Consider the following 20,556-nt stretch of genomic DNA (forward strand, 5'->3'; position numbering starts at 1 on the left):
TCGGATTGAAATTGAAGTTGGTAGAACATGCAAGTTTCGTCTACAATAAGGAAAGCCACTTTTAGCTAAGAAACGAGTGAAAATAATATGAAAAATACAAAACAAAACAACCCTATTATGAAGATAGGTGAGACAATTCCGCTTGAAATTAAAAGGTTAGGGATTAATGGTGAAGGAATTGGATTTCATCAACGACAAGTAGTCTTTGTTCCTGGAGCCATTCCTGGTGAAGAAATGTCGGTTATCATTACGAAAGTTTTTCCGAACCGAGCAGAAGCAAAGATAAAGAAAGTATTTAAAAAGTCCAAAGATCGAGTGACTCCACCATGTCCAATATATGAGACATGCGGCGGATGTCAGATTCAACATATGTCTTATCCTGCTCAACTAAAAGAAAAGCGTGATATTGTTGTGCAGGCTTTTGAGCGATACACAAAGATTCATAGAGATAAATTAAATGTGAGAAAAACAATTGGGATGGACGAGCCTTGGGCATATCGCAATAAGTCTCAATTTCAAGTTGGTAAGATCGATGATACGGTCATTGCAGGACTTTATAGCTCCAACTCACATAAGTTGATCAACATCGATCACTGCCTTGTCCAACACGAGGATACGAATATTGTCACGAATAAAGTGAAACAGATTATTAGAGATCTGAATCTACCGGTTTATGACGAAAGAAAACAAACAGGAAGCATTCGTACCATCGTAGTTCGAACAGCTTTCCGTACGGATGAAATTCAGTTAGTCATCGTAACTGCAACGAATGAGTTGCCGAAAAAAGAACTTTTTGTAGCAGAGATCAAGAAAAGACTGCCTCAGGTGACTTCCTTTATTCAAAACATAAACGAAGAGAAAACGTCGCTTGTATTCGGTGAACAGACGGAGGGTATTTTCGGAAAAGATACGATTACTGAACATCTTGGAGATCTTCGTTTTGAGCTGTCAGCACGTGCGTTTTTCCAGTTGAATCCTGAGCAGACTGTAAACTTATATAACGAAGTAAAAAGACAGGCCAATCTGACTGGTAAAGAAAAGGTTGTTGATGCTTATTGTGGTTCGGGTACGATCGGCATGTGGCTTGCGAATGGTGCAGAAGAAGTAAGAGGGATGGACATCATTAAAGAATCCATCATGGATGCAAGAAAAAATGCTGAGAAACACCAAATTAAAAACGCTTATTATGAGACAGGAAAAGCTGAAAAACTTCTCCCGAAATGGGTAAAAGAAGGCTGGCAACCTGACGTAGTAGTCGTAGATCCACCGAGAACAGGGTGTGATCCTGTTTTCTTAGAAACGATAATAAAAACAAAACCTAAAAAAATGGTGTACGTTTCTTGTAACCCTTCAACATTAGCGAAAGATGTCCACATGTTAATAAGTAATGGTTATAAGGTAGAACAGATTACTCCTGTGGATATGTTTCCGCAAACATCACAAGTTGAAGCTGTATGTACATTAGTTCTTAAATAGTTAGTGAAAGGAACGGTGCTGCATGAAAACGGAAAAAGAAAAGATGATCGATGGAGAAATGTATCGTGCGGATGATCAACAGCTTGTTACGGAACGTATCCAGGCGAGAAAGCTGACAAGAAAATACAACGCGACAACAGAAGAAGAATGGGATAAACGGAGTTCCTTGATCAAACAATTATTCGGTTCAACCGGTCAAAATGTTGGAATAGAGCCTAACTTCAAATGTGACTATGGCTATAATATACATGTTGGAGAAAACTTTTATGCAAACTTTGACTGCACCATTTTAGATGTATGTGAGGTTCGGTTCGGTGATAACTGCATGTTAGCACCAGGCGTTCATATCTATACAGCTACTCATCCGTTAGATCCTGTAGAAAGAAATTCTGGGACTGAGTATGGAAAATCTATCGAGATCGGAAATAACGTATGGCTGGGTGGAGGATCTATTATTAATCCAGGTGTTAGAATTGGAGATAATGTGGTAGTTGCTTCTGGAGCGGTAGTGACGAAAGACGTTCCGGCAAATGTAGTAGTTGGAGGGAATCCAGCAAGAGTAATAAAAACGATTGAAATGAAATAATATATGTAAAGCTTTAAAAATTCAGAAATATACACACTATCCACATGGTTTTCCACAGAAAATGTGCATAACCACTACTTTTTGCACAAAGTTGCACATAATAACATCCGTTACAGATTTAATTATCCACATTACTAACAGACTTGTGTATAACTTTATCCACAAGGTAAGTGTCGCATTATATTTCTATATTAAAAAAAGACCTGCTATCCCAGCAGGTCTTTTTGCACTTAGCGACGACCTTTTTTCTGGCGTCGGTCAGCGGCTTGTGCACGTGCTTGTGCTTCAAGATCGTTTTGATCTGCCAATTCACTTGAGTACTCGACATCAAGTCCTTTGGCTTGAGAAGCTTTAGCATTGTTGTGCAATGAGGACTTTCGGTTACGTTTTTCCACACAAATACCTCCTTAAAGATATCACGATGTTTTGAAACGTAAATCAAAAGCGATTGAGGAACTTGTCCTCAACTATAGAATGTGCATTTTTCAGCTAAATATTATAGGAAGAATCATCCTTTTAGATTTCATTGGTGCTCTATGAAAGTAGTTGATTTCCGTTCCAGATGCTCGCTTTCCACGGGGCGTACGGTGAGCCTCCTGCCGCTTTGCGCCAATAGGAGTCTCCACCTGACCGCTCGTCCCGTAGGAGTCTCGCACTTCCACTTCAATCAACTTGCTCATGAAGGGAATAACAAAAAGTCAAAAAAGTATTTCTTTAGGAATTATCTTCGTTTGTCATCTCTTGTGTCTCTGCTGTTGATTCAGCAGACTTTAATTCCTCTTTATACAGAATTTCTTGTGTTTTAGTTAGATCATCATTTCTTTCTTTTGCTTGTTGCTTTTTACTTTCCATAACGTTACCTCCTTACAAAAAAATAAAAACATCACTCAAAATGGAGTGATGTTCTTTAGTATGCGCAGAGGAGCTCTTCAAGTTACCTGTATTAAGCTTCCTTTAGCTGTTCTTCCACAATTTCCAGTGGCTGTGTTTGTGTACGAAGCATGTGCATAAGATAGTTATCTTTCTCAATCTGATAAAGGTTATAGATATCTTGCCCTTGATTAAGCTGATCATAAACATCTTTTCTTGTTTCGTTAGCTAACGTCACATAAGGAATTTTTTCAGCAGCTTTTTGTGAACGAATATTTACTTTGCGAATACGCATAAAAATGGTGTGGATATCTTTCTCATAAAACAATTCAGAAAAGAAAGCTTCTTTTGCTAAAGAATTATATCCTTTTCCGAAGTAAGGCTGACCAATCCAGGTGCCAAGAAAGCCATAGCCGTCTTGGACATCGAATAAATTAATGGTGCCGATTGGATTATGCCACTCATCCAAGATCGTTCTGGAAATAATGTTTCCTTGGTCTTCTTCCTCGATCGTTTGCTTCGTTAGAAATAGAAATTCTTCAAATGAAGCCGCTTTTTGACGCACAAAAGGGAAGACGTCTGGGTGCACCATTAAATTGTAAAGAACATGACTGTCTGATAAATCACGCTTTTTCAACAATTTAATCCCTCCTAGAGGGCAGAAGTATCCCCCACCCTCGAATTAAGAATAAAAATTAATTCGGGGTGGGAATCGAACCCACTAGGACCAGTCATAGCTGGTGGCGCACCAATTGCCTTCCCTTGCTTCAATATTTAATTTATGAAAATAATGTTGTATTTGATTCTGGAGCGACTTTTAAAATGTTCCGGATTCGCATAATCCGCATGTTGCTCTATTTGTATAATAAGACATTTTTTTAAAAAAGAAAATAGTTATTTTGTAGATTTTTTGTAAATTATTTCTCCGTCGATCATGGTCATGACAGGGGTAGCAGAAAAGTGGAACGGATGCTCAGTCCAGAGGGATAAATCAGCATCTTTTCCGATCTCAATACTGCCTACTCGATCATCGATTCCAAGGTTCTTGGCTGGAGCGATTGTGATTCCTTCAAGCGCTTTCTTTTCGCTCAATCCTTCTCTAACGGCAATTGCCGCGCAAACGTTTAAATATTGAATCGGAATATATGGGTGATCGGTAGTGATTGAAACTTCAACGTTATTTTCGGATAGTATACGATACGTATCCCATGTTTTGTTCTTAAGCTCTATTTTAGATTTTCTTGTTAGAGTGGGTCCAACGCTTACTTTTAAATTTAAATCTTTAAAAGAATCAGCGATCAGGTGCCCTTCTGTGCAATGTTCAATACGGAAATCTAGGTTGAATTCTTCAGCGAAACGAATAGCTGACAGAATATCGTCTGCACGGTGTGCATGAATGCGAACAGGGATCTCACGATTTAAAGCGGCTGCGATTGGTGCAACACGCAAATTATCTTGGTAGGCTGAATCTTTCGCTTGGTAAAAAGCTTCACGTAGCATCCCCATGATTCCCATACGAGTGATAGAATCATTGTGCCGTCCACTGTGAATTCGTTTTGGATTTTCGCCTAATGCAATCTTAAGTCCAGCCGTTTCCTTAATGATCATTTTTCTAATATCGTGTCCATGAGTTTTAATGACAGATGTCGTTCCACCGATAACATTTGCACTGCCAGGCATGATATGAGCTGTTGTAACTCCAAAACGTACGGCATCTTTAAAAGCGATGTCGAGCGGATGACAGCCATCGATCGCACGAATATGTGGAGTTAGCACCTCATGCGTTTCGTTAGCATCGTTACCAGCCCATCCTGTTCCTTCGTCATATAAACCTAGATGAGTATGAACATCTATGAACCCAGGAAGAAGATGCAGATTTTCAGCTTGAATGATTTCCATATCGGCTGTAGGCTCAATATGCGTTTCGACAGCAATAATTTTACCGTTCTCAATTAGAACATCGCCTTGTTGAAGCTCGCTGCTTGTAATTGGATAAACTTTCGCTTTTTGAATTAATGTTTTCATAATGTGTCACCTGATATTTTATTTTTATTATCATTGTAACAAATCATGTAAAGCCCCCTTTAAGTGTGGATAGGAAAAGTTATACCCTAGGTTTTGCGCTTTTTCTGGAAGGACTTGCTGTCCCTTTAGAATCAACATACTCATTTCGCCAAACATGATTTTAAAAGCGATCGAAGGAGCAGGAAGCCAATGCGGTCGATGCATAACGTCACCTATTACTTGACCGAATTCTTTCATCGTCACAGGGTGTGGGGACGTTACATTAACAGGACCTGAATATTGTTCATTTTCAATGGCTTCTGTAATGAGTTCTGCTACGTCCTTTAAATGAACCCAAGAAACCCACTGATCACCTGAACCCACAGTACCACCTATAAAAAACCGATAGGGAAGGCTTAGTTGAGACAGTACTCCTCCATCTTTACCTAGTACTAGCCCAAATCGGGTGAAAACCGTTCTGATTCCGAGGGATTCCGCTTCTGATGCTTTTGTTTCCCATGCTCTAACGACTTCAGCTAAAAAGTCTGTTCCGTGTCTGGATGATCTTTCTGTAAACACCTCTGTCTCTGAAGTTCCGTAATACCCAATAGCAGAAGCGTTTACCCAAACGGAAGGTTTTTGTGGCATCTTCTCAACGAGTTTTAATAATTCTTCTGTAACTTTTAAACGACTGTTTAAGATCGACTGTTTCTTATCATCGGTCCATCTGCCGTTAATGGATTCTCCAGCAAGGTTTACTACTGCATCAATCGGAGGTAGATCAGGTTCATTGATTGACATCCATTGCACAAAATTAACGTTTTTTTTCTGAGATTGTTTATCTTTTCGTGTAAGAATATAGACTTCATTCCCAAGCGATGTAAGGTGATCCGTCAGAAAGCTTCCTACAAAGCCAGTGCCTCCTGTAATTAAGATTCTTTTCAAGATAATCCACCTCTTTCCAATTTATTTATTTAAAAATTATGAATATTTGTTATAATTCATCTTGTACATATTATATTACCCTATTGAGGAGGAAAGAAGGCTTATGGAGCTCCAAAGAAATGTGCAAGCAAAAAAGAAGAACCCCTTTTTGAAAGCGCTGTTATGGATTGGTATTGCTTTAGCGGGGGGGATCGCCTTATCGATCATCGCGCTCCAAAGAGACGAGAAGATCAATGCAATCTGGTTTGTTGTTGCTTCCTTGTGTACGTATGCCATTGCTTATCGCTTTTATGCACGATTTATTGCTACTAAAATCTTCAGCCTTAATAAGAACAACGCAACACCTGCAGAAAGATATGCAGATGGTAAGGATTATGTACCGACAAACAAATGGGTTCTTTATGGACACCATTTTGCTGCGATCGCGGGTGCTGGTCCACTTGTAGGTCCAACTTTAGCCGCACAGATGGGATATCTGCCTGGGACCATTTGGATTATTGTGGGCGCAGTTCTTGCAGGTGCTGTACAAGACTTTGTTATTTTAATTATTTCCATGAGACGCAGAGGTAAATCAATCGGTCAGATTGCGAAAGAAGAAATAGGGCCAGTTGGTGGAATGCTAGCGCTTATCGGTGTTTTTGCTATTATGGTTATTTTAATCGCCGTTCTTGCACTAGTCGTTGTCAACGCACTTAAATCAAGTCCATGGGGTACATATACGATTGCCATGACCATACCTATCGCTCTGTTCATGGGTGTTTATATGCGCTATCTTCGTCCAGGAAGAGTAGGGGAAGCGTCCATTATTGGTTTTGTATTGCTGATTTTTGCACTAGTCAGCGGCCAATGGGTAGCGGATTCTCCAACACTTGCACCTCTTTTTACATTTGATGGAGAGACTTTAGCATGGATGTTGATCGTTTATGGTTTTCTTGCATCTGTTCTACCTGTATGGATGCTTCTAGCGCCAAGGGACTATCTCAGTACGTTTTTAAAAGTAGGGGTAATCGGAATGATGGCACTCGGTATTCTGATCGTAATGCCTGAGATTCAAATGCCTGCTCTCACTAAATTTATTGATGGAACAGGTCCAGTATTCGCAGGAAACCTCTTTCCGTTCTTGTTCATTACGATTGCTTGTGGAGCCATCTCTGGATTCCATGCTTTGATCTCATCAGGAACATCGCCTAAACTAATCGCAAACGAGCAGCATGCTCCTATGATCGGTTACGCAGGAATGCTAACAGAATCTTTTGTCGCGATTATGGCGATGGTAGCAGCAACGCTTTTAACGCCTGGAATCTATTTTGCTATTAACTCTCCAGGTGCTGCGATCGGAACGGATGTCGCAACAGCTGCTACAACGATTTCCTCTTGGGGATTCACGGTATCCGCAGATGAAATCAATGAACTCGCTAAAAATGTGGATGAAGAATCGATTCTATCTCGGACAGGGGGTGCCCCGTCACTCGCTGTAGGGATCGCACAAATTTTCTCGCAAGTTATCGGTGGACCACAGCTGATGGCGTTCTGGTATCATTTTGCGATACTTTTTGAGGCTGTATTCATATTGACCACCATTGACGCTGGTACACGAGTAGGTAGGTTTATGCTTCAAGATCTTCTTGGACAAATCTACAAACCATTACGAAAAACAGACTCAATGCCAGCTGTATATTTCACGAGTGCGTTAGTCGTTGCTGGCTGGGGTTATTTCTTAGTTGTCGGTGTAACAGATCCGTTAGGCGGCATCAATACGCTATGGCCGTTGTTCGGTATCGTTAACCAAATGTTAGCGGCTATCGCACTTATCGTGGCAACTACCGTTATTTTAAAAATGGGTAAGAAGAAGTTTGTGTGGGTTACATTAGTTCCACTTTCTTGGTTGATGATTGTAACGTTCTATGCGGCTTGGCAAAAGATTTTCTCTGATATTCCGAAAATCGGTTTCTTAAAACAAGCAGAGGTTATGAAAGAAGCGATAACGAGCGGCAACTTGCCAGCTACTGTACCTTCCATGGAAGCTGCAGAAAAGCTGGTATTCAACAATACGTTAAATGCTTATTTAACAGCGATTTTTATGCTACTTATTCTAGGAGTTCTTATTGATGCAATGCGAATCTGGTACAAAGCAATCAAGAGCGAAAAACCTTTAGAAACTTCAGAAGAGCCATTTGTGCAAACAAAGCTTGGTGATGTATCGTGACGTTTCAAGCTGCTTGGAATTGGGTGAAAAACATCTTTCAGATCCTTCTATATATCGGAAAGGGAATTTCAAATCTGCCTGATTATCAAGCTTATGTGAAGCATTTAAAAGAAAATCATCCAGATCGCACACCTCCGACTGAAAAAGAGTTTTTTGCAGAGTTACTCGAGAATAAATACGGCGCAAATGCAAAACGCTGTTGATAAGACTTCATAAGTGCAGGTTGCACTTTCATTAAAAAAGCATTCTTCCCACTGGGGAGGGTGCTTTTTTATGTGATGAACGGGTGAGCTGAGTGTGGTGGAAGGTATGCTTTTTACGGTACGTGTTTTTATATTAATTACACGTTCACCGGTAAAGTGGGGTTAACCACCTGTGATGTAACGATTTACACCTGAGAATGCCGCGTAAGCACCCGTGACTAAGCTTTTTACACCTGAAAATCAGTTCTAACCACCGATGCTGCTTATATCCTCTGCTTCATCCAACGGTAACGTGCTTGTTTCGTTAGTTACAAATAAATCAATGGTTCGCAGACTGTTCAAACAGTACGAAATTCATTAAATATGGTACACTAATTGGTGAAAGAAGGTGGGTAGATGGCTGTTATAACAAGGATTTCTGCTCAGCAAAAAAACGACGAACGATTTAATGTTTTTATACAAAAAGGACCAAAAGAAGAATTCGCATTTAGCGTAGACGCAGATGTTTTAATAAAGTTTTCGCTCCAAAAAGGAATGGAGATCGATGAAGAAGAGTGGGAAGCCATCATTGAAGAAGATCAATATCGAAAAGCCTTCAACAAAGCTCTTCATTATTTATCTTTTCGAATGCGAACCGCTCATGAGATCGAAGTCTATCTCGAGAAAAAGGAAGTTCCTGAAGCCACGATCAAACGAGTTCTGCAAAAACTTTCAGAGTATGATTTTGTGAATGATGAAACCTTTGCGAGATCTCTCGTGAGAAGCCGTATGAACACATCGTTTAAAGGTCCAGGCATGATTAGGCAGGAGCTAAAGAAAAAAGGGATCAGTGATCGTCACACGGAAGAGGCTCTCAATCAGTTCAGTTTTGATGAGCAATTAGAAGCTAGCATTTCGTTTATTCAAAAACAATTTTCAAGCGGTAAGAAACGATCTGAAAAAGAGCAAAAGCAAAGGATCGCACAGCAGCTTCAGCAAAAAGGCTACATGTGGGAAGTGATTGAGATGGCGTTTCAAGAAGCGAAGATCAGTCAATCCGCAGAAGATGAAAAAGAAGCCTTGCTGGCGCATGCTCGTAAAGCTCACCATAAATACAAGAAGTATACTGGATTTGAATACGAGTCACGCATGAAGAAATTTCTTTACAGCAAAGGCTTCAATTCCGATGTAATTTCAGAACTGCTTAACGGGGATGAAATTAACGATCTATAAAGATTTCAGGTCTGTTGTCGTCCTGTTCCACGATTAGTGCCGCAACTTGCTCTGGAGATTTTAAACGTGAGCGATCTTTAATATGAGTGGATTCATTCCAGAACGGCGTGTCCATTCCACCCATATAAACGGCTGTAGGATAGATATTTGATCCGTCCCATTCCTTTACGAGACTTTCCGTAAATCCTCTAACGGCAAACTTAGAAGCACAATAGACGGATTCATTTACTTTTCCACGTAATCCTGCCGTTGAAATAATGTTCAGGACCTTGCCGAAACCTTGCTTTTTAAAGAGTGAAAAAGCAATCTTCGTTGGAAAAATAGTGCCATAAACATTCGTTTCAAGCATCCCTGTGATATCTATTTTTGATAAGTCTTCAAGCGGATCGAATATTCCAATGCCTGCATTGTTGATCAACGCGTGAACATCATCGCTTTGAAAGATGGATTTAAGCATGGATTCTGTTTGTTCGTAATTCGTAACATCACACACTTTATAGGACACAGTGTTTTCAGGGTTAACAAATGATTGCACAGCTAGCTCTAATTTTTCTTCATTACGACCAACAAGGTATATGTTGTGTGTTTTATTATATTCGCGGGCAAGTGCGAGTCCTAAGCCTGAACCGCCGCCCGTAATAATTACTGTCTTATTCAAAATTATCACTCCTATGTAGTTAGTTCTTAAGCATATATAGGGTACAGAAAAGAAAGGAAGTAATCAAATGGAAAAAAGATTCAGTGAGATGACAGATGTTGAGATTAAAGGCGAAATTGCTTCCCTTCGAGCTAAGGCACAAAAAGCAGAACAAATGGGCATGGTAAGTGAGTACGCTGTTTATGAACGAAAGATCGCGATGGGCAAATGCTACTTGATGGATCCTTCAACGATTGAAAGCGGGAAAGAGTACGGAATTCAAGGAGATCCAGGTTCAACTTTTTCTGTGCTCTACCTAAATGGTATTTTTGCCTGGGGTTATAAAAATAAACAAAGTGCACTCGAAGCTCTGCCGATTTCTGTTCTAGAATAATTTTGAAGGCTCTTTTCTTTGTATTTTGTTTTTCAAAGCTTCTTTGCAGTTGATCGGAGTGTAAGGTGCGAGACTCCTGGGGGATCAGCGGGACAGGTGAGACACCTAAGGGCGCAAGGCGACGAGGTGGCTCACCGCACGCCCCCCGGAAAGCGAGCACCTGAAACGGAAATCAACAACTTTAACAAACAAAAAAGCTTTCCAAGAAACGAAATAAAGAAGCGGTACAGGACCGCTCCTTTATTCGTCACTATGAACGCTTACGTGTTTGAATTTCAAGCACATAGTTATTTAATGCTTGCTGGGTTTCCCCGTTCACTTGGTTGTACGCATGCTTCGAATTGGCACGCGGTGAGTGAAAGGGGTCAGAATATTTACCGTTAAATCGCGTTGATGAGAAGTAGTCTTTCTTGTTCAACTGATTCACCCCCCAGAATGAAATTCATAACCGCAAGAGTTACTGATCATCTCGGTGTTGATTGGATAAAAACATTCGTTCCTGCGGATGGTCACGAATGGATCCATCTGGCCGTTTAGAAGAGAATTCTTCTTTTGATCTCGGCTCACCTGAGAAGGAGATCCGATTAGGGAAGTTTTTCGATTTATTACGCATGTGATTACCTCCTTATTATCGGTTCTCAACTAGTATGAAACGTGAGAGAACCCTTTATGTGACGGGGGTTTCTTTAAAAATTGGATAAGGAGGGAGAATAATGGAAGAGCGTTTTGACAGATTGGCGGAATTACTGCAAAAAAAGAACCCAGCTCTTACAAATCAAGAAGCAAGGGAATGGGTGGAAGGATTATGGGAAGATTTTGAGTCTACTCGAGCGAAAGCGGGATGGGAATATGAAGGACAAGAGGTTACTGAAAAAATGGTAACTCAGTTGATTACTTCATATGGCCATAAGCTTCATGAGTATTTTTCAAACAATCCTAAATTTCAGCGTTTCGTAAAAAAAGACGGGCCTATTCAATAAGCCCGTCTTCTTCCTATTCATTATTGTTGATAAGATCAAGTGGAGAGAATTCCATCTTCTTTTTCAGACGGTCTTCGGAATACACCCAGCCTGTAAAAGAAGTAATGATGTTCAAGTTCTCATCTAACTGTACCATTGCGACAAAAGGATAATGTCCTTTACTTCTATATCGAAGATCAATAAATTGAACGAGATGACCGTGGTCATTTTTTTCGACTTCCCACCTGTGCACAGGGGAGAAAGAGAGAAAGGCAGATATGTTTTTGTCCTTTTTCGCTGCATCGAACAATTTCGTTTTCGGAACAGCTAGACGATCGAAAGTATCCCAAACCGTTACTTTTCCATTTTTCAAACCGGCTACAAAGAATTCATGCTTCGATTTAATGGCAAGATGGTATTGTCCCCAACGAATCGTAGGGCTAGCATAAATCTCTTCAGCTTCTGGAATCTTTTTCAGCACGATTTTGTTTACTCGTTGTCTCGATATGATTCGAATGATGTAATAAACGACGAGTATGCTGTACACTGCTAGAAATGTGTATCCAGGATTTACACCCATATACCAGAGCAGCAAGCCTCCTATATGCAAGAAAAAGATAAAAGGATCAAAGATACTAATGACACCTAGTGCGATCCATTTTTTCGAAATCGGGTATAGTGCTTGTGTGCCGTAAGCGTTAAAGATATCGACAAACACATGAAGAAAAACGGCGATCGCGGTCCACAATAAAAGCTTTCCATTGTCGGCTTCGGGAACAAATAATGAGATAGCCCCAAATAAAAGCAGTGGCCAAATCACAAGCGCAGGCAACGAATGGGTTATTCCTCTGTGATTACGGATGTATACCGCATTGTTTTTTAGTTTAAGAACGGTGTCAAAATCGGGTGCTTGGGAACCAATCAGTGTCCCAGCAAGAATAGCATGGGAGGTTACTGGATCATTAGCAATCGCAGGGTCCAGCATCGCTAACCCACCTAACCCGAGTCCCATTACAATATGTGTGCCTGTATCCAAGGCGATCACCTCCTATGTAGGAATGGAGTGGAAATAATATGTTAACGGTTTTTATGGAGTATAAAGTAAGTCCAGAATCCATTCAATGGTATGAGTCTCAAATGGAATCTGTCATTAGTGAACTTAAAGCTTGTGGTGCTTCAGATATTCAATGGTATAGAGCTGCAGATCAGCCATCTCTATATGTTGAATGTTTCCAAGTTAACGATCAAGCATCATATGATACCATTAAAAAAAATCGAACATCTCCACAGCACCCTGTTTTTTCAATCCTTGATGAATGTGTAATAGGGGGATTAGAAAAAATTCATTGCTGGGCGTTTGAAAAGCTAAACACAAAGGACGATCTGTAAATTGAACACAACAAGTAATAGTATATTTTCCCTCAATGATTCATATGTGAAACAATTTCAAGACTATTTGTTAACTTGGTATGACGAGAACAAGCGAACATTGCCTTGGAGAGAAAATCAAGATCCTTATCGTGTCTGGGTCTCTGAAATCATGCTTCAGCAAACGAGAGTGGATACCGTCATTCCTTATTTTGAACGATTTACTCAACAGTTCCCAACGCTGCAAGACCTTGCTTACGCAGATGAAGAAAAAGTCTTAAAAGCATGGGAGGGTCTAGGTTATTATTCCCGAGTTCGAAACTTACAAACCGCGGTAAAAGAAGTATGCGAATCCTATGGAGGAATAGTACCGAATACGCCCAAAGAGATAGCTGAATTAAAGGGAGTCGGCCCTTATACAGCTGGAGCTGTTCTTAGTATTGCATACGGTATTCCAGAGCCGGCAGTTGATGGTAATGTTATGCGTGTTTTATCCAGAATCCTATTGATCGAAGAAGATATCAGTAAACCAAAAACGCGTGTACTCTTTGAAAAAGCAGTGAGAGAACTGATCTCACACGAAGATCCATCTTCTTTTAACCAAGCATTAATGGAGCTAGGTGCACTGATCTGCACACCGAAATCACCAGCTTGCTTATTATGTCCGATGCGAGAATTATGCAGAGGGTTTGAGAGTGGAAGACAAGCTGAGCTTCCTGTAAAGTTAGGAAAAACAAAAGTTAGAAAAGCGAAGATGACTGCAGGTGTGTTGATAAATGATGAGGGGAAAATCCTCATCCACAAAAGACCATCTGAAGGATTGCTTGCGAACATGTGGGAATTTCCTAACACTGAGTATGTAGGAGAGCACAAAGATGCAGAAATCGATGCATTAGTTGGTTATGTACATGAACAGGTGGATTTAGGAGCGGTGGTTGAAGAAAAAGCAGGTTACATTGAGCACGTTTTTTCACATTTGAAGTGGGAAATCCAAATTTGGCAGGGGAAAATTAAAAGTGAAGATGATTTACAGCAACTACCTGATGACTGGAAATGGGTTACTGTAGATGAGCTGGACACTTATCCATTCCCTGTCTCACATCAGAAAATCATTCGGCTCATTAAGGAGGCGTTAATTTTATGAATTTAGAACTAAACGGAAAAGTGGTTCTTGTTACAGGTGGATCTAAAGGGATTGGCCAAGGAATCGCCCATGCCTTTTTAGAAGAAGGAGCAAAAGTGGGGATCGTTGGACGTAACTTAGCTGATCTTGAAGCTGCTCAAAAAGAAGGAATTGAAATTTTTCAAGGTGATGTGACGAATGTTGAAGATCGTGAACGTATCATGGATGAATTCGTTACGAAATTTGGAACAATAGATGTTTTGGTTAACAATGCAGGTGGAAGCAATGGTTCTTCTGTTATGGAGACAAGTATGGAAGAGTTTGAAGAAGCCATGCATTTAAACTTTTTATCGGCAGTCGATCTGAGTAAGAGAGCGGCATCCATCATGAGCGAGAAATCTGACGGTGGAGCGATCATTAACATTTCGTCTATTTTTGGCCGCGAATCGGGTGGTAAGCCCACGTATAATGCAAGTAAAGCAGCCATGATTTCCTTCACAAAATCATTTGGCGACGAGATGATCAAAAAGGGGATACGAGTAAACGGAGTTGCCCCTGGATCGATCCTGCATGAAACAGGAAATTGGAAAAAAAGATTAGAACAAAATCCAGACCAAATTCATTCATTTGTAGAAGAACATATTTCTGCTGGACGATTCGGAACAGTGGAAGAAGTAGCTAACGTAGTTGTGTTTTTAGCTTCTGAAAAAGCTTCTTGGGTCGTCGGAAGTACACTGAACGTGGATGGCGGACAGTCTTATAGTAATTTTTAATACTTTTTGAATGAAAACAAGCCCCTGCCGAATGCAGGGGCTTGTTTTTGGTGCTCGTCCAGCGGCTGCTAATCATGCTGGACGAGCGATTCCCAAGGTTTATGAGCGATTCCCAAGGTTTATGAGCGATTCCCAAGGTTTATGAGCGATTCCCAAGGTTTATGAGCGATTCCCAAGGTTTATGAGCGATTCCCAAGGTTTATGAGCGATTCCCAAGGTTTATGAGCGATTCCCAGGGTTTATGAGCGATTCCCGGGCAATCAGGAAATTTAATCGTACTTAACCTCAGTTCCGTGCGTCCAGTCCGCTTCGTCACGTTTCATTCCGCCTCTTGCTTCGATCTCTTTAATGATCTCGCGGTGCATGCTTGTTCCTTCTTCGTTTAAATAAGCGGCCACCTGCTGCAATGAGTGATGAAAATAAGCGAGTTCTGCATCTTTCCAATCGGTCTTACTCGTCATACTTAATTCGGTCATATCTCTTCCTACATACATGAGTTATTCCTCCTTTATCAAGAATTCTTTATTGTTTCATTTATCCCCTATATCCCAACGTTTTAATACTGGAAATATCTAATAAAAAAAGTACTTATAAAAAAGCATGACCCCGGGTAAATTATATTTCGTGGAGGTGAAAAACATGGACAAACAACAAAAACAACAACAACAACAAGCTCGTCAAAAGCAACAAAACGCGCAACAACAACAAGCTGGTCAATCTTACGGGACTGAATTTGCTAGCGAAACTAACGCTCAAGAAGTTCGCCAACAAAACCAACAGTCTCAACAAGGTAAGAACCAACAACAAAAATAACCTCTATCCAGGAATGCTCCCTAATCACTAGGGAGCATTTTTTGGTTTCTCTTCATTTTTTTATCTAATGATCAAACGAAGTACATACGTTTTCTAAACAAGACCGATGGGAATACTAGTGACGAGTGGAATTATTTGAAAAAAGGCGCTTTTATGAAAAAAACAGGGACAAGTACATTTCCAAACTATTCTTAAAACGATATAATAAAGAAGAGAAAAAAAGCGTGTGTAATGAAAGAAAGTAATGATCGGGAATCAAAACATTGAAAAAAATGAAGAACGAGGTTTATTAATGGAGCTGGTGAATTACCGACAATTGGTTAAAGAGGAAGGAGAATTAACAATTCAATAGGTAACATTAGCTTCCGGAACTCGGGCAGAAAGGAGAGAGAGATGAGTTTTCCTGCAACCGGAAGTATAATCAATATCCAAAGCTATAAGCATAACGGTTATCTTCATAGAAACTGGGAAGATACGGTTATTTTGAAAGGGACTCCTAGTCAGGTGATTTGCGGTAACGACCGGATTCTTGTTACTGAATCTGATGGGCGTCAATGGCGCACGAGGGAACCGGCCATTTGCTATTTTAACGCGAAGCAATGGTTTAACGTGATCGGAATGATACGAGAAGACGGGATTTATTACTATTGCAACCTAGGCTCACCATTTATGTGGGACAAGGAAGCCTTAAAGTATATTGATTATGATCTTGATATAAAGGTATTTCCAGACGGAACTTATATCTTATTGGATGAAGATGAATATGAACTGCATAAAAGAATGATGAGGTATCCGAGTCAGCTCGATACGATCATTAAGAAGAACCTTCAAGAATTAATCTTGATGGTCACACAGAAAAAGGGACCGTTCGAACCTGGATTTGTGGAACAATGGTATGAAAGATATTTAGAATTCCGATAAAAAGGAAAACCTGTTGAAGAGTCAACAGGTTATCCTTTTTTTATCTTTGGTTAACTTGGCGCTTGCCAAGTTTTCTTTTTATGAAGGAAAGAATGGTGAAATGAAATGGATAGTATTAAACGGTATTTAATTTTTGTAAAACCATACAAGTGGCAAATCTTTTGGACGATCGTAATCGGATTAGCTAAATTCGGTATCCCGTTATTAACACCTCTAATTTTAAAATATGTTGTCGATGACATCATCCAAGTGTCATTGCCGGTAGATGAAAAATTAAACAAGCTGTACTGGCTCATGGCAGGAGCTGCCCTCATATTCGTAGTGCTTCGTCCACCGATTGAGTATTGGAGACAATATTATGCACAATGGGTAGGAACAAAGGTTTTATATGACATTCGTGATAAGATGTTTGATCATATACAGCGCTTAAGCCTGCGTTTTTATTCGAACAACAAATCGGGTGAAGTGATTTCGAGAGTCATCCATGATGTTGAGCAAACCAAAACGTTTGTCATTACTGGTCTAATGAATGTGTGGTTAGATATGGCGACGATTATTATTGCCGCTGCCATCATGTTCTCAATGGATTTCTGGCTAACCGTTGTTGCCTTATCCATGCTTCCCGTCTACGGGTTTTCTGTAAAGTTCTTCTATGCTCGACTTCGTCAACTAACGAAAGACCGTTCGCAAGCTCTTGCTGAAGTACAAGGCCATTTGCATGAACGCGTTCAAGGTATGTCAGTCATCCGAAGTTTTGCACTTGAAGATCATGAGCAGGTTCAATTTGATAAACGAAACCGAAATTTCTTAGATCGTGCAATGGATCATACAAAATGGAACGCAAAAACATTCTCGGTCGTAAATACCGTAACCGATATTGCCCCGCTTTTAGTTATTGGATTTGCCGCGTATCAAGGTATTCAAGGAAACATTACGATTGGAGCGCTAGTTGCATTTGTTGCGTATATGGATCGACTTTATAATCCACTGAGACGACTAGTGAATTCATCTACAACACTGACACAATCGATCGCTTCTATGGACCGGATGTTTGAGTTTTTAGATGAGTCCTATGATATTGAAGACTCTCCTCATGCCAAACCGTTAGAATCGGTTAGAGGAAAACTTGATTTCGAGAATGTTTCGTTCACTTATAACGAGGAAGAAGCTGATGTGCTACATAATGTTTCCTTATCGGTCGAAGCAGGAGAAACGATTGCTCTGGTGGGGATGAGCGGAGGCGGTAAATCTTCGTTGATCAGCTTGATCCCGCGTTTTTACGACGTTTCTGAAGGAAGTATCAAGCTGGATGGAACAGATATCCGTGATTTTAAAGTGCGCTCACTAAGAGATAACATCGGTATGGTTCTTCAAGATAATATTCTTTTTAGTGAATCCGTTCGAGCGAATATTCTTATGGGGAATCCAGAGGCATCTGATGAAGAGATGATAGCGGCTGCAAAAGCAGCTAATGCACATGAGTTCATCATGAGCCTCCCTGAAGGATATGACACGAAGATCGGTGAACGTGGGGTCAAGCTATCTGGCGGTCAGAAGCAGCGAGTGGCCATATCACGTGTTTTTCTAAAAAATCCACCGCTTCTTATCCTAGATGAAGCAACTTCCGCACTAGACCTTGAGAGTGAACATCTGATTCAAGAGGCTTTAGAAAAACTTGCAAAAGACCGGACAACGTTTATTGTGGCTCACCGACTTTCCACGATTACGCATGCTGATCGAATTATCGTCATCGACCATGGCAGAATCGTAGAGATCGGAAACCATAAAGAATTGATGGAAAAGCAAGGAGCTTATTACGACCTTTTCATGGTTCAACAATTAAAATAGATTGTTTAAGACCGGCAGAGATGCTGGTCTTTTTTTATGTTAATGGAGTTAAACACACTACGAAAGAACTACAACATAAGACATATTTGTCGATTATTCTGAAAATTAAATATTGTCAAATTGTCAGAGTAGTGTCATAATTCTCAACAGAGAAGTAATATTCTAGGAATTTTGGCAGCTTAGAGAAAGGAGTGAGATCTCATGGGAAATCCAGTTCTAGAAGTGAAGAACTTAAGAACTTCTTTCCTTACAGAAGATGGCGCAATCCCTGCAGTTGACGGTGTTGATTTCCACGTGAATCCTGGCGAAGTGCTCGGGATCGTAGGAGAATCAGGTTGCGGTAAAAGTGTGACGTCCCTATCCGTAATGGGACTAGTGCCTACACCGCCTGGGAAAATTGAAGGAGAGATTCTCTTTAAAGGTGAAAATCTTGCTTCAGCACCAGAAAGAAGGATGCGGCAAATTAGAGGCAATGAAATCGGGATGATATTTCAAGAGCCGATGACAAGCTTGAATCCGGTTATCACGATCGGTGAACAGCTTATTGAATCACTGCGCATACATAGAAAATGGTCCAAAAAAGAAGCGATGGGTAAAGCCATCGAGATGCTTAAGCTAGTGGGACTTCCACGAGCAGAAGAGCTTGTAAAAGAATATCCACATCAATTATCAGGAGGTATGCGTCAGCGTGTCATGATCGCCATGGCCATGATCTGCGACCCTAAACTTCTGATAGCGGACGAGCCTACTACCGCTTTGGATGTTACGATTCAAGCCCAAATCTTAGACTTGATGAAACGATTAAACAAAGAAACAGACACCGCCATCATGATGATTACACATGATCTAGGTGTCGTGGCAGAGATGTGTGAACGCGTCGTTGTTATGTACGCTGGAAAAGTGGTTGAAGAAGGGGAAGTGAAGACCATCTTCCAAAATCCGAAGCACCCTTATACGGTTGGGTTGATCAAATCCGTACCAGACATGAGGGAGAAGGTTGGCCGTTTGTATTCTATTCCAGGAAACGTACCAAAACCCGGTTCGATCACTACGGGTTGTTCGTTCGCACCGCGTTGTGAGCATGCAGGAACAAGGTGTATATCCGAAACTCCTCATCTTAAAACTCAAGAAGGCAGTCATCAAGTCAGGTGCTGGCTTTACGAGGACGGGAAAGGAGTGAATCTACATGAATCAGACACAGCCATTAGTTAAAGTTGAAAATCTAAAGATGCACTTTCCGATTAAAGGCGGAATATTGAGTAAGACCGTTGGCGAAGTAAAGGCAGTAGACGGAATCTCTTTTTACATAAAAAAAGGAGAAACACTCGGCCTCGTTGGAGAGAGCGGGTGCGGTAAGTCCACGACAGGACGAATGCTCCTTAGACTTTTAGAACCTACTGAAGGAAAAATCTACTTTGAAGGTGAGGATATAACCAAACTATCTTCAAGTGAGATGAGAAAGAAACGCCGTGAGATGCAGATGGTGTTTCAGGATCCTTTTGCTTCCCTTAACCCACGTCATACAGTTGAGAAAATTTTAGAAGAGCCATTGATCGTTCATGGTGTAAAAGATAAAGCAGAACGAAAAAGAAGAGTTAAGGAACTACTTGAAGTCGTAGGACTCTCAAGTTGGCATGCGAAGCGATATCCTCACCAATTCTCAGGAGGACAAAGACAGCGTATCGGAATCGCACGGGCACTAGCCGTGAATCCGAAGCTCATTATCGCGGACGAGCCTGTATCTGCACTCGATGTTTCTATTCAATCTCAAGTATTGAATCTGTTACAAGATCTTCAAAAAGAGTTCGACCTTACGTATTTGTTTATCGCACATGATCTTGGTGTAGTCCGCCATATCAGTGACCGAGTGGGAGTTATGTATTTGGGTCATATCGTAGAGCTTGCGGATAGTGAGAAGCTTTATGATGATCCGAAACATCCATATACACAAGCTCTTTTATCAGCTGTTCCGATTCCAGATGTGGAGCACCGGAAAGACCGTGTCATCCTGCAAGGAGATGTGCCGAGTCCTTCGAATCCGCCTGCTGGTTGTCCATTCCACACACGTTGCCCTGCAGCGATGGATCATTGCGGAACCGTAAAGCCTGTTTTAAAAGAAGTTGCTGAAGGCCACTACGCTGCCTGCCATCTTTACGAATAACGGCAGACACGTACATATAAACAAAGGCATAACTAAAATGAGAACTGGGGGAAAGAA

The 20,556-nt window shown here is 40.8% G+C and carries 25 protein-coding genes; 15 read left to right on the forward strand and 10 right to left on the reverse strand.

The annotated features are described in order from the left end of the window. Positions 1-87: 87 nt before the first annotated feature. Positions 88-1,476, forward strand: a complete 1,389-nt coding sequence (gene rlmD / locus ABE65_RS02490; RefSeq protein WP_066391107.1) for a 23S rRNA (uracil(1939)-C(5))-methyltransferase RlmD — start codon at positions 88-90, stop codon at positions 1,474-1,476. 22 nt (positions 1,477-1,498) lie between these two features. After that, positions 1,499-2,062, forward strand: coding sequence for a sugar O-acetyltransferase (locus ABE65_RS02495; protein WP_066391108.1), 564 nt, complete (start codon positions 1,499-1,501; stop codon positions 2,060-2,062). 230 nt (positions 2,063-2,292) lie between these two features. Here the strand turns inward: ABE65_RS02495 and ABE65_RS21385 are convergent, their stop codons facing one another. From ABE65_RS21385 to ABE65_RS02510, 5 genes are all read right to left on the reverse strand, one after another. Continuing rightward, positions 2,293-2,457: a YfhD family protein gene (locus ABE65_RS21385; protein WP_082861253.1), complete on the reverse strand. Its 165-nt coding sequence runs from the start codon at positions 2,455-2,457 to the stop codon at positions 2,293-2,295. Between the two features lie 319 nt (positions 2,458-2,776). Next, positions 2,777-2,914: a hypothetical protein gene (locus ABE65_RS21730; protein WP_153238255.1), complete on the reverse strand. Its 138-nt coding sequence runs from the start codon at positions 2,912-2,914 to the stop codon at positions 2,777-2,779. A gap of 91 nt (positions 2,915-3,005) precedes the next feature. Further along, positions 3,006-3,572 (reverse strand): GNAT family N-acetyltransferase, encoded by a 567-nt coding sequence (locus ABE65_RS02500; RefSeq protein ID WP_066391109.1) that lies wholly within the window; start codon positions 3,570-3,572, stop codon positions 3,006-3,008. A gap of 254 nt (positions 3,573-3,826) precedes the next feature. After that, entirely contained in the window at positions 3,827-4,957 is a 1,131-nt protein-coding gene (locus tag ABE65_RS02505; protein WP_066391110.1) for an amidohydrolase, read from the reverse strand. Positions 4,958-4,987: 30 nt separating this feature from the next. Then, complete coding sequence (locus ABE65_RS02510) at positions 4,988-5,881, reverse strand: TIGR01777 family oxidoreductase (RefSeq protein ID WP_066391111.1); 894 nt, start codon at positions 5,879-5,881, stop codon at positions 4,988-4,990. 103 nt (positions 5,882-5,984) lie between these two features. On the opposite strand from ABE65_RS02510, the gene ABE65_RS02515 reads away from it, so the two are divergent. From ABE65_RS02515 to recX, 3 genes are all read left to right on the forward strand, one after another. Then, on the forward strand, positions 5,985-8,087 hold the full coding sequence (locus ABE65_RS02515; protein WP_066391113.1) for a carbon starvation CstA family protein: 2,103 nt from the start codon (positions 5,985-5,987) through the stop codon (positions 8,085-8,087). Beyond that, entirely contained in the window at positions 8,084-8,290 is a 207-nt protein-coding gene (locus ABE65_RS02520; protein WP_197480331.1) for a YbdD/YjiX family protein, read from the forward strand. The genes ABE65_RS02515 and ABE65_RS02520 overlap by 4 nt, the downstream gene beginning before the upstream one ends. A gap of 396 nt (positions 8,291-8,686) precedes the next feature. Next, a complete protein-coding gene (recX, locus tag ABE65_RS02525) occupies positions 8,687-9,502 on the forward strand; it encodes a recombination regulator RecX (protein ID WP_066391115.1) in 816 nt (271 codons plus the stop codon). Here the strand turns inward: recX and ABE65_RS02530 are convergent. After that, the gene (locus tag ABE65_RS02530) at positions 9,489-10,160 is read right to left on the reverse strand and encodes an SDR family NAD(P)-dependent oxidoreductase (protein ID WP_066391116.1); all 672 of its coding nucleotides are present in this window, start codon (positions 10,158-10,160) and stop codon (positions 9,489-9,491) included. The two genes, recX and ABE65_RS02530, sit on opposite strands and share 14 nt — an antisense overlap. Before the next feature lie 67 nt (positions 10,161-10,227). On the opposite strand from ABE65_RS02530, the gene ABE65_RS02535 reads away from it, so the two are divergent. Continuing rightward, a complete protein-coding gene (locus tag ABE65_RS02535; protein ID WP_066391118.1) occupies positions 10,228-10,533 on the forward strand; it encodes a YfhH family protein in 306 nt (101 codons plus the stop codon). Between the two features lie 250 nt (positions 10,534-10,783). Here the strand turns inward: ABE65_RS02535 and ABE65_RS21390 are convergent, their stop codons facing one another. Then, on the reverse strand, positions 10,784-10,951 hold the full coding sequence (locus tag ABE65_RS21390) for a YpzG family protein (RefSeq protein ID WP_077364736.1): 168 nt from the start codon (positions 10,949-10,951) through the stop codon (positions 10,784-10,786). A gap of 39 nt (positions 10,952-10,990) precedes the next feature. Continuing rightward, positions 10,991-11,146, reverse strand: a complete 156-nt coding sequence (sspK, locus tag ABE65_RS02545) for a small, acid-soluble spore protein K (RefSeq protein WP_066242730.1) — start codon at positions 11,144-11,146, stop codon at positions 10,991-10,993. 100 nt (positions 11,147-11,246) lie between these two features. Between sspK and ABE65_RS02550 the strand changes: the two genes are divergently transcribed. After that, on the forward strand, positions 11,247-11,513 hold the full coding sequence (locus tag ABE65_RS02550) for a YfhJ family protein (protein WP_066391120.1): 267 nt from the start codon (positions 11,247-11,249) through the stop codon (positions 11,511-11,513). A gap of 13 nt (positions 11,514-11,526) precedes the next feature. Here the strand turns inward: ABE65_RS02550 and ABE65_RS02555 are convergent, their stop codons facing one another. After that, complete coding sequence (locus ABE65_RS02555) at positions 11,527-12,528, reverse strand: metal-dependent hydrolase (RefSeq protein WP_066391121.1); 1,002 nt, start codon at positions 12,526-12,528, stop codon at positions 11,527-11,529. A gap of 38 nt (positions 12,529-12,566) precedes the next feature. On the opposite strand from ABE65_RS02555, the gene ABE65_RS02560 reads away from it, so the two are divergent. From ABE65_RS02560 to ABE65_RS02570, 3 genes are read left to right on the forward strand one after another with little or no spacing between them, the layout of a single operon-like run. Further along, the gene (locus ABE65_RS02560; RefSeq protein WP_066391122.1) at positions 12,567-12,881 is read left to right on the forward strand and encodes a hypothetical protein; all 315 of its coding nucleotides are present in this window, start codon (positions 12,567-12,569) and stop codon (positions 12,879-12,881) included. A gap of 1 nt (position 12,882) precedes the next feature. Further along, a complete protein-coding gene (gene mutY, locus ABE65_RS02565) occupies positions 12,883-14,004 on the forward strand; it encodes an A/G-specific adenine glycosylase (protein ID WP_066391124.1) in 1,122 nt (373 codons plus the stop codon). Then, positions 14,001-14,756 carry an SDR family NAD(P)-dependent oxidoreductase gene (locus tag ABE65_RS02570; protein WP_066391125.1) on the forward strand — a complete coding sequence of 252 codons (756 nt, stop codon included), beginning with the start codon at positions 14,001-14,003 and terminating at the stop codon, positions 14,754-14,756. Before mutY ends, ABE65_RS02570 begins: the two co-directional genes overlap by 4 nt. A gap of 269 nt (positions 14,757-15,025) precedes the next feature. Here the strand turns inward: ABE65_RS02570 and ABE65_RS02575 are convergent, their stop codons facing one another. Beyond that, the gene (locus tag ABE65_RS02575; RefSeq protein WP_066391131.1) at positions 15,026-15,250 is read right to left on the reverse strand and encodes a hypothetical protein; all 225 of its coding nucleotides are present in this window, start codon (positions 15,248-15,250) and stop codon (positions 15,026-15,028) included. Between the two features lie 145 nt (positions 15,251-15,395). On the opposite strand from ABE65_RS02575, the gene ABE65_RS21395 reads away from it, so the two are divergent. The 5 genes from ABE65_RS21395 to ABE65_RS02595 all read left to right on the forward strand — a co-directional run bounded on the left by ABE65_RS21395 (position 15,396) and on the right by ABE65_RS02595 (position 20,499). Continuing rightward, positions 15,396-15,569, forward strand: coding sequence for a gamma-type small acid-soluble spore protein (locus tag ABE65_RS21395; protein ID WP_082861254.1), 174 nt, complete (start codon positions 15,396-15,398; stop codon positions 15,567-15,569). Between the two features lie 393 nt (positions 15,570-15,962). Next, positions 15,963-16,490 carry a nucleoside tri-diphosphate phosphatase gene (locus ABE65_RS02580; protein WP_066242704.1) on the forward strand — a complete coding sequence of 176 codons (528 nt, stop codon included), beginning with the start codon at positions 15,963-15,965 and terminating at the stop codon, positions 16,488-16,490. A 105-nt stretch (positions 16,491-16,595) separates the two neighbouring features. Beyond that, the gene (locus tag ABE65_RS02585; RefSeq protein WP_066391132.1) at positions 16,596-18,338 is read left to right on the forward strand and encodes an ABC transporter ATP-binding protein; all 1,743 of its coding nucleotides are present in this window, start codon (positions 16,596-16,598) and stop codon (positions 18,336-18,338) included. Positions 18,339-18,539: 201 nt separating this feature from the next. Next, positions 18,540-19,550 (forward strand): ABC transporter ATP-binding protein, encoded by a 1,011-nt coding sequence (locus tag ABE65_RS02590; protein WP_066391134.1) that lies wholly within the window; start codon positions 18,540-18,542, stop codon positions 19,548-19,550. Then, a complete protein-coding gene (locus tag ABE65_RS02595) occupies positions 19,525-20,499 on the forward strand; it encodes an ABC transporter ATP-binding protein (RefSeq protein WP_066391135.1) in 975 nt (324 codons plus the stop codon). The genes ABE65_RS02590 and ABE65_RS02595 overlap by 26 nt, the downstream gene beginning before the upstream one ends. The last annotated feature ends 57 nt before the right edge of the window (positions 20,500-20,556 follow it).

Origin of the sequence: Fictibacillus phosphorivorans (genome assembly GCF_001629705.1) — a bacterium.
Classification (GTDB): domain Bacteria; phylum Bacillota; class Bacilli; order Bacillales; family Fictibacillaceae; genus Fictibacillus; species Fictibacillus phosphorivorans_A.